Source organism: Geminicoccus flavidas (genome assembly GCF_009806515.1).
Classification (GTDB): Bacteria; Pseudomonadota; Alphaproteobacteria; order Geminicoccales; family Geminicoccaceae; genus Geminicoccus; species Geminicoccus flavidus.
This window is the reverse complement of the sequence record NZ_WUJP01000724.1, coordinates 1-11,798: the sequence shown is the minus strand read 5'-3', so window position 1 is coordinate 11,798 and position 11,798 is coordinate 1. Positions and strand designations below refer to the sequence as shown.

General features: G+C 68.1%; 10 protein-coding genes. 2 read left to right on the top strand and 8 right to left on the bottom strand.

What is annotated here, in order from left to right; translation table 11 throughout:
• Nucleotides 1-136: 136 nt before the first annotated feature.
• The gene (gene flgH / locus EQG76_RS20770; protein WP_159716245.1) at nt 137-904 is read left to right on the top strand and encodes a flagellar basal body L-ring protein FlgH; all 768 of its coding nucleotides are present in this window, start codon (nt 137-139) and stop codon (nt 902-904) included.
• A gap of 157 nt (nt 905-1,061) precedes the next feature.
• Here flgH and phoB read toward each other — a convergent pair whose 3' ends face one another.
• The 8 genes from phoB to EQG76_RS20730 all read right to left on the bottom strand — a co-directional run bounded on the left by phoB (nt 1,062) and on the right by EQG76_RS20730 (nt 10,584).
• Nucleotides 1,062-1,784: a phosphate regulon transcriptional regulator PhoB gene (phoB, locus tag EQG76_RS20765; RefSeq protein ID WP_159716243.1), complete on the bottom strand. Its 723-nt coding sequence runs from the start codon at nt 1,782-1,784 to the stop codon at nt 1,062-1,064.
• A complete protein-coding gene (phoU, locus tag EQG76_RS20760) occupies nt 1,781-2,482 on the bottom strand; it encodes a phosphate signaling complex protein PhoU (RefSeq protein ID WP_235031477.1) in 702 nt (233 codons plus the stop codon). The genes phoB and phoU overlap by 4 nt, the downstream gene beginning before the upstream one ends.
• 20 nt (nt 2,483-2,502) lie before the next feature.
• Nucleotides 2,503-3,249, bottom strand: a complete 747-nt coding sequence (gene pstB, locus EQG76_RS20755) for a phosphate ABC transporter ATP-binding protein PstB (RefSeq protein ID WP_235031479.1) — start codon at nt 3,247-3,249, stop codon at nt 2,503-2,505.
• A gap of 77 nt (nt 3,250-3,326) precedes the next feature.
• Complete coding sequence (gene pstA, locus EQG76_RS20750; protein ID WP_159716241.1) at nt 3,327-4,655, bottom strand: phosphate ABC transporter permease PstA; 1,329 nt, start codon at nt 4,653-4,655, stop codon at nt 3,327-3,329.
• Nucleotides 4,648-6,021, bottom strand: a complete 1,374-nt coding sequence (pstC, locus tag EQG76_RS20745) for a phosphate ABC transporter permease subunit PstC (RefSeq protein WP_159716240.1) — start codon at nt 6,019-6,021, stop codon at nt 4,648-4,650. Before pstC ends, pstA begins: the two co-directional genes overlap by 8 nt.
• A 98-nt stretch (nt 6,022-6,119) precedes the next feature.
• Complete coding sequence (locus tag EQG76_RS20740) at nt 6,120-7,145, bottom strand: substrate-binding domain-containing protein (RefSeq protein WP_159716239.1); 1,026 nt, start codon at nt 7,143-7,145, stop codon at nt 6,120-6,122.
• 104 nt (nt 7,146-7,249) lie between these two features.
• Nucleotides 7,250-8,644 (bottom strand): sensor histidine kinase, encoded by a 1,395-nt coding sequence (locus EQG76_RS20735; protein ID WP_159716238.1) that lies wholly within the window; start codon nt 8,642-8,644, stop codon nt 7,250-7,252.
• Nucleotides 8,641-10,584 (bottom strand): acetoacetate--CoA ligase, encoded by a 1,944-nt coding sequence (locus EQG76_RS20730; protein ID WP_159716237.1) that lies wholly within the window; start codon nt 10,582-10,584, stop codon nt 8,641-8,643. Before EQG76_RS20730 ends, EQG76_RS20735 begins: the two co-directional genes overlap by 4 nt.
• 201 nt (nt 10,585-10,785) lie before the next feature.
• On the opposite strand from EQG76_RS20730, the gene EQG76_RS20725 reads away from it, so the two are divergent.
• On the top strand, nt 10,786-11,798 hold a 1,013-nt coding region (locus EQG76_RS20725), incomplete at its 3' end, for an aromatic amino acid lyase (RefSeq protein WP_159716236.1).

The window sequence follows — 11,798 nt, the reverse complement described above, 5'->3', positions numbered from 1 at the left end:
CGGTGCGAGCCAGCAACCTGACGAGCGCCCATCAGGTCCAGGGACGGGTCGTGGCGGCAGGTGAGATCGTGATCGGAGAAGATTCATGACGGGGATTGGCGGAGCCTGGCCGGCATCGGTCGAGCTGACGGAACGGATGGCGGATGGCGGGCGGGCTAGGCTGACGCGGGCGCGGCTGGCGCTCCTGGCCCTGGCCCTGCCGCTGACCGGCTGCGGCATCTCCGAGCGCCTGGAGGCGATTGGCAAGACACCACCGCTGACACCCATCGAGAATCCGGTCGCGGTGGCGGGCTACCAGCCGGTTTCCCTGCCGATGCCGGAGCCGGAGCCGGCCCCCACGGCCGGTGCCAACTCGCTGTGGCGCAGCGGTGCACGCGCCTTCTTCAAGGACCAGCGGGCCCGGGAGATCGGCGACGTGGTGACTGTCCGGGTGACCATGGCGGACCGCGCGGAGCTCAGCAACGAGAGTACGAGGGCCAGGCGGAACAGCGAGGATCTGGGCATCAACCAGATGTTCGGGATGGCCGGCAAGCTCGGCGACCTGCTGTCCAACGAATCGAAGGACGGTGACTTCGTCGGGCTGAGCAGCCAGTCGGGCAGCCGCGGCAGCGGCACGGTCAGCCGCGACGAGGAGATCAAGCTGGCGGTGGCGGCGGTGGTGACCCAGGTGCTGCCGAACGGCAACCTGGTGATCCGGGGCCGCCAGGAGATCCGGGTGAATTTCGAGGTGCGCGAGCTGGTGCTGGCCGGCGTGATCCGGCCGCAGGACGTCACCTCCGACAACACCATCGCCCACGAGAAGATCGCCGAGCTGCGCATGGCCTATGGCGGCCGCGGCCAGATCACCGACGTGCAGCAGCCGCGCTATGGTCAGCAGGCGCTGGACATCCTGCTGCCGTTCTGAGGGATCGGGCCGTTGCCGCTCAGGGAAGGCCGGGCGCGACGACGGCCGGCGGGCACACCTATTCCCCGTCCCTCCTCCCCACATTCGGCACACGCGCCGCCGCCCTGCACGGGACGGGCCGCTGGATTGGGGTGACGAGGTCCGGCAACGGGCGGGGTCAGCCGGTCTCGGCCAAGCCCTCGGTCGGGATGCCGTGCTTCAGGTCCAGGGAATAGCCCTCGGCCCTCACGGTGCGGAGCAGGTCGGTCTCGCCGTTCTGGTTGAGCGAGCGGCGCAGGCGGCGGACGGTGGCGTCCACGGTGCGCAGCTCGATCTCGAGGTCGGAGCCCCAGACCCGGTCCAGTAGTTGGCTGCGGTTGAACACCCGGCCGGGGTTCTCCAGCAGGTAGCGCAGGAGGCGGAACTCGGTCGGTGACAGGTGGACCTCGCGGCCGCTACGGAACACCCGGTGCGCGGTCAGGTCCATGCGCAGATCGTGGAAGGTCAGAGTCTGCTCGGAGAAGGCCGGGCGGACCCGGCGCAGCACCGCGCGGATCCGGGCCACCAGCTCGGCCGGTGAGAACGGCTTGGTGACATAGTCGTCGGCGCCGGTCTCCAGGCCGCGCAGCCGGTCATGCTCCTCGGTGCGCGCGGTCAGCATGATGATCGGCACGGCAGAGGTGTCGGCGCGGCGGCGCAGCCGGCGGCACAGCTCCACGCCGGAAACCTCCGGCAGCATCCAGTCGAGCAGGACCAAGTCGGGGGCGCGCTCGTCGATCAGCTGCAGCGCCTCCTCACCGTCGAAGGCCTGGACGACCTCGAAGCCGGCCGACTTCAGGTTGTAGGCCAGGAGCTGCTGCAGCGGCGGCTCGTCCTCAACCACCAGGATCACGGGCCTCATTGCTCGTCGTCCCGGCTGCGGTTGATCTCGTCGCCATGGATCATGTAGTGGATCTTCTCCGCGATGTTGGTGGCATGATCGCCGATCCGCTCCAGGTTCTTCGCGATGAAGATCAAATCGATGCAGGGCGTGATCTTGCGTGGATCCTCCAACATGTAGGTCAGGAGCTCGCGGAATACGCTGTTGTGCGCGTTGTCAACTTCTTGGTCACGCTTCCAGACCGCCATCGCCTTGTCGGGATCGCGAGCGATATAGGCGTCCAGGATGTCCTTGACCATCTCCTGGCACATCTCCGACATCATCACCATGGTCGGGATCGTGCGGATCCGGGTCTGGCTCTGCAGCCGGATCACGCGCTTGGCGATGTTGACCGCATAGTCGCCCATTCGCTCCAGGTCGTTGGAGATCTTGAGCGCCATCGCGATGATGCGCAGGTCGATCGCCATTGGCTGACGGATCGCCAGCACCCGGATCGCGGTCTGGTCCAGCCGTTCCTCCAGCGCATCGACCTGGGGGTCGCGGTCGATCACGCTGCGCGCCGCGTGCTCGTCGCCATCCGCCAGCGCCTGGGTGGCGAACGCCACCTGCTGCTCGACAATGGCGCCCATCTCGGTGATCAGGCGGGTGATCTGCTCGATGTCGTCGTCATAGGAGCGCACCAGGTGCTTCTTGATCGGCCCGCTCTCGGTCATGCTCATGTCTGCCACCCTTCCCTTGCTCAGCCGAACCGGCCGGTGATGTAGTCCTGGGTCATCTGCTGCTTGGGATTGGTGAAGATCTCGTCGGTATCCCCGAACTCGATGAGCTTGCCCAGGTGGAAGAAGGCGGTCTTCTGCGAGACGCGTGCCGCTTGCTGCATGTTGTGGGTGACGATGCAGATGGTGAAGTGCTGACGCAGTTCGTCGATCAGCTCCTCGATCTTGGCGGTCGCGATCGGGTCCAGCGCAGAGCAGGGCTCGTCCATCAGGATCACTTCGGGCGCCACCGCGATCGCGCGAGCGATGCACAGGCGCTGCTGCTGGCCGCCGGACAGGCTGTTGCCGGGCTGGGACAGGCGATCGGCCACCTCGTTCCACAGGCCGGCCCCCTTCAGGCTGGTCTCGACGATCTCGTCGAACTCCGCCTTGTTCGTGGCCAGCCCATGGATGCGGGGCCCATAGGCCACGTTCTCGTAGATCGACTTCGGGAACGGATTGGGCTTCTGGAAGACCATGCCCACCTGCTGGCGCAGCTGCACCACGTCCACGCTGCGATCATAGATGTCCCGGCCGTCCAGACGGATGTCGCCCTCGATCCGGCAGCCGTCGATCGTGTCGTTCATCCGGTTCAGGCAGCGCAGGAAGGTCGACTTGCCGCAACCCGACGGCCCGATCAGGGCCACGACCGAGTTCTTGGCCACGTCGATGTCGACATCGAACAGGGCCTGCTTCTGGCCGTACCAGAGGTTGACCTTCCGGGCCGACATCTTGGGTGCCGGCCGCTGGGCGGCGGGCACCTCCGTCTTCGGGAGATCGTTGACCTTGATTGCCGTCGCCATGGTGCTCACCACGTCCGTTCGAATTTCTTGCGCAGCAGAACCGCGATCACGTTCATCGCGATCAGGAAGCCCAGCAGCACGATGATCGCTGCCGCCATGCGTTCGGTGAAAGCCCGCTCCGGGCTGTCCGACCACAGGAAGACCTGCACCGGCAGTGCCGTCGCCGGGTCCAGCGGCCCACTCGGCACGTTGGCGATGAAGGCGATCATGCCGATCATCAGCAGTGGTGCGGTTTCCCCCAGTGCCCTTGCCATGCCGATGATTGTGCCGGTCAGGATGCCCGGCAGCGCCAGCGGAAGGACATGGTGGAACACGACCTGGAGCGGCGACGCACCCACGCCCAATGCTGCCGCGCGGATCGAGGGCGGGATCGAGCGCAGGGCCGCCCTGGTCACCACGATGATCACCGGCAGGGTCATCAGCGCCAGGGTCAACCCGCCGGCCAGGGAGGCCGAACGTGGGACGCCGAAGAGGTTCAGGAAGATCGCGAGGCCCAGAAGGCCGAACACGATCGAGGGCACGGCCGCCAGATTGTTGACGTTGACCTCGATCAGGTCGATCCACCGGTTCTTGGGCGCGAACTCCTCCAGATAAACCGCGGCGGCCACGCCGACGGGCACCGACAGGAGGAAGCAGATCAGCATCATCCAGAAGGAGCCGACCAGGGCGGCACGCAGGCCGGCCTGCTCGGGCTCGCGGCTGTCGGCATTGGTGAACAATGTCCAGTTGAAGCCGGTCTCGATGCGGCCCTGCTCCGCCAGCCGGTCGACCAGCGCGATGTCACGATCCTTCAGGCGGCGGTTGGCCTCGGCAAGGCTCGGGTCGACCTCGCCCTTCAGGTACTGGTCGCGCTCATCGTCCAGTAGGAAGCGGACCGGGACCGTGCTGCCGATCAGCGAAGGATCGTCCAGGACCATCTGGCGCAGTTGCAGCGCGCTGCTGTTGCTCAGCATGGCCCGCATCGCGCGCCGCCCCTGTCGGTCGTCCATGTCCGGGAACGCCGCGACCAGGGCGTCGTTCAGGACCGCCTGGTAATCGGCATCGGCCAGCGCTTCGGGATCACGGTTGCCGGAAGGGTCGATCTCGGCCGGGTCGAACCGGACATCCAGCACTGCGTAGTTTTGCTGGAACGCCCCGGCGCCGTTGCTGAGCACCGTGGCCAGCAGGATCGCGAGCAGACCGATCGCCACGATCACGGCACCCATGCCGATCAGCTTGAAGCGGCGCTCGCGGGCATAGCGCCGCCGCGTGTGCGCGGCCACGACCGCTTCTGGGCGGGGCGGCCGCTGCGTGATCGCGGCGAACCGGCCCCCGTTGGACACCAGCTCAGTCATAGCGTTCCCGGAAGCGCTGGAGGATGTAGAGGGCGATGACGTTCAGGATCAGGGTGATGCCGAACAGGAACAGGCCGAGCGCGAAGGCCGCCAGGGTCTTGGCGCTGTCGAATTCCTGATCGCCCACCAGCAAGGTCACGATCTGCACCGTGACGGTGGTGACCGCCGCGAGCGGGTTGAGGGTGAGGTTGGCCGCAAGCCCGGCAGCCATCACCACGATCATGGTTTCACCGATGGCGCGGCTCACCGCGAGCAGGAAGCCGGCGATGATGCCTGGCAGCGCTGCCGGCAGGATCACCCGCTGGATGGTTTCTGCCTTGGTGGCGCCCAGGCCGTACGATCCGTCACGCAGTGCAGTGGGCACGGCGTTGATCGCGTCGTCCGACAAGGAGGACACGAAGGGGATGATCATGATGCCCATGACCACGCCAGCGGCGAGCGCGCTTTCGGAAGCCACGTTCAGGCCCAGCGATTCGCCGACGCTCCGGATGAACGGAGCCACGGTGAGGGCGGCGAAGAAGCCGTAGACCACGGTCGGGATGCCGGCCAGGATCTCCATCAGCGGCTTGGCCACGTCCCGGACCCGCCTAGGCGCGTATTGGGAGAGCCAGATCGCCGCCATGATCCCGATCGGGCCGGCGACGAAGATCGCGATGAAGGTGATCAGGAGCGTGCCGGTGATCAGCGGCACCGCGCCGAAGCTGCCGCTGGAGCCGACCTGGTCGGCGCGGATCGCGGTCTGCGGGCTCCAGTTCAGGCCGAAGAAGAACTCGATCGGCGAGACCATCGAGAAGAAGCGCAAGCTCTCAAACAGCACCGAGAACACGATGCCGGCGGTGATCAGCACGGAGACCGCCGCGGCCGAGAGCAGGATATAGTCCGTCCACCGCTCAACGCGGTTGCGAGCGCGGAATTTCGGGTCGACCTTACGATAGGCGAGCCAGCCGAGCCAGCCGGCCAGCAGCACGCCGATGATGCCGAACACCCAATTGCCGGCCAGCATCGCCGCAGCATAGGCATTGGCCGCGTCGATCGCCTCTGGCGTCGCTTCCCGGCCGAGCGGCAGGCCCGCCGCGAGCCGCCGCACATCCTGCATGAAGAACTGCAGCGCTTCGGTCGACTGGCTGCGCACGGCCTCGGGCAGGCCGGCGGTCACGATCCAGCCGACGATCGAGGAAGCGAACAGGAACCACAGAATGACCAGCAGGATCGCCGGTCCGCCGGACAGGAGGGCGGCGTGCCAGCCATAGTAGGACGGGCGGCTGTGCAGGGCGCTGGAGCGCCCGCCGGCCAGGGCCCAGGCCCGCTGGCGCGAGAGCTGGAACGCGCCCGCCGCCATGACCAGAATAATAGCTAATATATACATGTCTTACCGCCAGGCCGAGGGCTCGGTCGACAGGACGGCCGTGCCGCCGGCCGAAGCAACAGGGGGCGCCCCGATCGGCGCCCCCTGCCCTCAGTCCCTCAGGAGCCCAGATTGACCGGCGTCAGCGCCATCGCACTGTTGCGCACGGCCTCGCGGTCCGCCTCCGGCATCGGAATCAGACCCTTGTCGGCCAGGTAGCCGTCCTCGCCGAACGCGGCCTCGCTGGTGAACTCCTCGATGAACTCCTTGATGCCCGGAACGACCCCGACATGGGCGTTCTTCACATAGAAGTAGATCGAGCGAGAAACCGGGTAGATGCCTGCGGCGATGTTCTCGAAGGTCGGCTCGTTGCCGTCGATCGGGTGGCCGTTCAGGCTGTCCATGTTCTGGTCGAGGAAGCTGTAGCCGAAGATGCCGACCGCGTTCGGGTTGGCCTGCAGCTTCTGCACGATCAGGTTGTCGTTCTCGCCGGCCTCGACATAGACGCCATCCTCGCGGATCGTCTGGCAGGCGGCCGTCTTGGCATCCTCATCCAGCGCCTCGATCTCGGGGAAGGTCGCGCAGCCGTGATCCATCACCAGCTCGACGAAGGCGTCGCGGGTGCCGGAGGTGGGCGGCGGGCCCAGGACCTCGATCTTCACGTCAGGCAGGGACGGGTCGATCTCGCTCCACTTCTGGTACGGGTTGGGCGCCATCTTGCCGTCCACCGGGACCTCCTTGGCGAGGGCCAGGAAGATCTGCGGGATGGTCAGGTTGACGTCCGGGGCCGACTTGTCAGAGGCGAGGACGATGCCGTCAAAGCCAATCTGGACCTCGGTCACCGCATCGATGCCGGCCTTGGCGCAGGCCTCGAGCTCCGACTCCTTGATCCGCCGCGAGGCGTTGGTGATGTCGGGCGTGCTTTCGCCGACCCCGCTGCAGAACAGCTTCATGCCGCCACCAGTGCCGGTGCTCTCGACCACCGGAACCGGCATGCCGGACTTGCCGCCGAACGTCTCGGCGACCGCGGTGGAGAACGGGAACACGGTCGAGCTGCCGACGATGCGGATCTGGTCGCGGGCGTGGGCGTCGGTCGCGAATGCAGCGAGGGCCAGACCGGCCGCGGCGTAGGCCAGATGCTTCATCTGGTGGGCTCCAATGAGTAACGTGCGATGGGCTCCCCAATGGCCCATGGCGGTGCCGCTTTTATGATGTCTCCGTGACAGTACCGTGACAGCGGGTACCCGGCTCAGCGCAGCGGCAGGAACACGCTGAAGCGCGACCCCTCGCCCAGCCGGCTCGCCACGCCCAGATGACCGCCATGCCGCTTGACGATGTGCTTGCAGATCGCGAGGCCCAGTCCGGTGCCGCCGGCCCGGCGCGAGCGGCTCTTGTCGGCTCGGTAAAACCGCTCGGTGAGGCGCGGCAGGTGCTCGGGCGCGATCCCCTCGCCCTGGTCGATCACCGCAAGCTGCACCGCATTCCTGCCGGCGAGTGGTCCGGCCTCGGGTCCGGCCGGGTCCAGCCGGCTCAGCTCCACCCGCACCGGCGTTCCCGGACGCCCGTACTTGCAGGCATTGTCGACCAAGTTCGTGACCAGCTGCTGGAGCTGGTCGTAGTCGCCACGCACCGGCGGAATGCCGTCCTCGGCCACGAGTTCCACCACCATGCCGTTCTTCTGCAGCTGCGGCTCCAGCCCGCTCACCGTGGCCGCGACCAGCTCCTCCAGCCCGACCTCGTCGGTGGGTGCGCGCGAGCTGTCGGCCTCCAGCCGCGACAGGGACAGAAGATCGTCGATCAGCCGGGTCATCCGCGCGGCCTCGGCCGCCATGATGTCCAAGAACATCCCTTGTGCCGCCGGGTCGTCCTTGGCCGGTCCCTTCAGCGTCTCGACGAAGCCGAGGAGTGCCGTGAGCGGCGTGCGCAGCTCGTGGCTGGCGTTCGCGATGAAATCCGAGCGCATTCGCTCGATCGCGAGCTGCTCGGAGGTTTCGCGCAGGCACAAGACGGCGGCCGGCTCGTCCCCGGCGATCAAGACCGGCTGGACCCGGCAGGTATAGCGGCGCATCCGCTCGAGCAGTGGGCTGAAGGTCACCGTCGAGGACACGCCACCCAGAATCGCCGAATCGATCGCAGCCAGGATGCCGGGGTCGCGCAGGAACCGCCCGAGCGGCTGGCCCGACAGCTTCTGCGCGAAATGCTGCTCGGCGCTGGGATTGGCGATGCGGACATGGCCGCGGGCGCTCACCACCAGCATCGGATCGGGCACCGTGTCGACGATGGCGCGCTGCAGCTCATCAGCGGACGCAACCTGCTGGCGCAGCGCCTGGGTTTCGCGCTCCACTGCCAGCAGCGCCTGGGGCAGCTGTCCATAAAGGAAGCTGTCCGGCACCACGCCGGCGGTGCTCTGACCATCGCGCACCCGCTCGACCCAGGTGAGTAGCGGGCCCAGCTCGCGGATCCGCCAGAGCGCCAGGAGGCCGCCGACCAGGAATGCCACCACCGCACCTAGCAGCAGGCCGACCCAGTGCAGATGGCCGGTGGCCCAGAGCAGGCAGAGCGGCAGCCAGCCGGCGAGGCTCCAGATCGGCGCTTCGCGCCCGATCGCCCGCAGCCCGGCAGCGGCAGTGGTGGGCCTGGTCAATGGCGCAGGTCTTCCAGGTCCCGGAAGAGGTCGAGGGCCTGCGGGTTGGCCAGCGCCTCGGTGTTCTTGACTGGCCGGCCGTGGATGACGTCGCGCACCGCGATCTCGGTGATCTTGCCGCTCATGGTACGCGGGATGTCGGCGACCTGGACGATCCTGGCCGGCACGTGGCGGGGCGTGGTGTTGGCCCGCACCTGGCGCCTGATCCGCTCGCGCAGCCCGTCGTCGAGCTCCAGACCCGGGCGGAGCTTCACGAACAACACGACCCGCACGTCGCCTTCCCAGTCCTGGCCGACGCAGATCGCTTCCAGCACCTCCTCGACCTGCTCGACCTGCCGGTAGATCTCGGCCGTGCCGATCCGCACGCCGCCGGGGTTGAGCACGGCATCGGAGCGGCCATGGATCACGATCCCGCCGCTTTCGGTGATCTCGGCATAGTCGCCATGGTGCCAGACGCCGGGGAAGCGCTCGAAATACGCCGCCCGGTAGCGGCTGCCATCCGGGTCGTTCCAGAATGAGACCGGCATGCAGGGGAATGGCCGGGTGCAGACCAGCTCACCCTTTTCCTCGCACACCGGCTGCCCGTCATCGTTCCACACGTCGACTGCGAGGCCCAGGCCCGGCCCCTGGATCTCGCCCATGCGGACCGGCAGAGTCGGATAGCCCAGGACGAAGCAGGACACGATGTCGGTGCCGCCGGAGATCGAGGCCACCTGCAGCTCCTGCTTCACCGCCTCGTAGATCCAGGCAAAGCTCTCCGGAACCAGCGGCGAGCCGGTCGAGAACAGCGTGCGCAGCTTCGCCAGCCCGAACTCGGCCGGCCGGACCCCGGCCTTCTTGCAGGCGTCGATATATTTGGCGGACGTGCCGAACTGGGTGAACCCCTCGGCCTCGGCGAGCCGCCACAGCACGGCGGGGTCGGGATGGAACGGCGAGCCCTCCCACAGGACCAGGGTCGCGTTGCAGGCAAGGCCGCTGACCAGCCAGTTCCACATCATCCAGGAGGTGGTGGTGAAATAGAACAGCCGGTCGCCGTCCTTCAGGTCGCCGTGCAGGCGATGCTCCTTGAGGTGCTGGAGCAGCGTGCCGCCCTGGCCGTGGACGATGGCCTTGGGTGTACCGGTGGTACCGGAGCTGTAGAGCACCAGGAGCGGGTGGTCGAACGACAGGCGGACGAAGCTCGGCTTGGCCTCGCCGCCCTGGACCGCCTCCTGCCAGCTAAGCGCGTTCGGCACAGGCGAGAGGTCAGGCGAGGCTTCGAGATAGGGCACCACCACCACCGCGCGCAGCGACGGGATGGCAGCGGCGATCTCGGCGACCTTGGTCCGGATGTCGAACGGCTTGCCGCCATAGCTGTAGCCGTCGACCGTCAGGAGCACGGTGGGCTCGATCTGGCCGAACCGGTCGAGCACGCCCTGCCGCCCGAAATCTGGGGAGCAGGACGACCATACGGCGCCGATCGAGTTGGCGGCGAGCAGGCCCACGATCGCCTCGGGGATGTTGGGCATGAGGCCGGCCACCCGGTCGCCCTCACCGACGCCCAGCCGGCGCAGGCAGGCCTGCAGGCCCGCGACCATGCGGTTCAGCTCGGCGAAGTCGACCTCGCGCCGGCTGCCGCGCTCGCCGCAGGCGATCAGCGCCACGCCGTCGTCGCTGCGGCGCAGGAGGTTCTCCGCAAAGGACAGGCGCAGGTTCGGGAACCACGTCGCACCCGGCATCGCGTCGCCGACCAGCGCCGGCTCGGGCGAGCCCTCGTCGATCACGCCGGCATGGGACCGAAGCTCCTGCCAGAAGGCCGGCGCATAGGTGACGCTGTGGCGCCACAACGCCCGCGGCTCCTCCGGCACGCTCGGATCACGCGCCGCCCACGCATTGCGGAACGCCGTCCAGTTGCTCGCCGCGATCCGTTCGGGCGAGGGCGCGAATAGGATCGGGTTCATTATGATGGTCTCCGGAGCCGCTTCCACCTACCTGTCCGCGCCCCTGATACGCGGCGGATCGGCCCTCCGCTACCGCCTGCGACATCGTATGGGGCCACGGGCATGGCGCACGGGCTCGACGGCCCGGCCGGCTGCCGTCTCGGCCATGGCGCCGAAGCCGCCACCGTCCTAAGAGCGAGAGGCGGACGCAGGAGAGCGAGCATGCCGGAACTGGTTCCGGGCCGAGTGGTGCTGAGCGAGCTGATGGCCTGGGCGGGCACGCCCGGCCTGGAGCTCGTCCTGGACGAATCGTTCCGGCCGAAGATCGCGGCGGCCGAACAGGTGGTGGCACGGGCGGCGGCTGCGGACGCGCCGACCTATGGCGTCAACACTGGCTTCGGCCGGCTGGCCCATACCCGGATCTCGCCAGCCCAGGTCGAGGAGCTGCAAAAGCGCCTCGTGCTCAGCCACATGTGCGGCGTGGGCCGCCCGCTCGACGACGTCGTGGTCCGGCTGGTCCTGATCCTCAAGGCCGCCTCGCTGGCCCATGGCCATTCGGGCGTGCGGCCGGCCACGGTCGACGCCCTCTTGAACCTGCTGCGCCACGACGCCCTGCCGGTGGTGCCAGCCAAGGGTTCGGTGGGCGCGTCGGGCGACCTGGCGCCCCTTGCCCATCTGAGCGGTGCCCTAATCGGCGAGGGCGAGATCCGGCTGGCGGGGGAGCGGCTGCCGGCCCGTGAGGCGCTTGCCCGCATCGGCGCGGCACCGCTGGTGCTGGGGCCGAAGGAGGGCCTGGCGCTGCTGAATGGCACCCAGGTCTCGACCGCGCTGGCGATCCATGGCTGGTGGCAGGCCCAGTTGCTGCTGGACACGGCGCTCATCGCCGGTGCCCTGACCGTGGACGCCGCCAAGGGGTCGGACACGCCGTTCGACGCGCGCATCCACCGGCTGCGCAACCAGACCGGCCAGGGGATCATGGCGGCGAAGCTGGCGGGGCTGCTCCAGGGCAGCGAGATCCGCGAGAGCCACCGCTACGGCGACGACCGGGTGCAGGATCCCTACTGCCTGCGCTGCCAGCCGCAGGTGATGGGGGCCTGCTGGGACCTGCTCTCGGATGCGGCCGGGATCCTGGAGCGCGAAGCCAACGGGGTCTCGGACAACCCGCTGGTCTTCCCGGAGGACGGGGAGATCCTGTCCGGGGGCAACTTCCATGCCGAGCCGGTGGCACTCGCGGC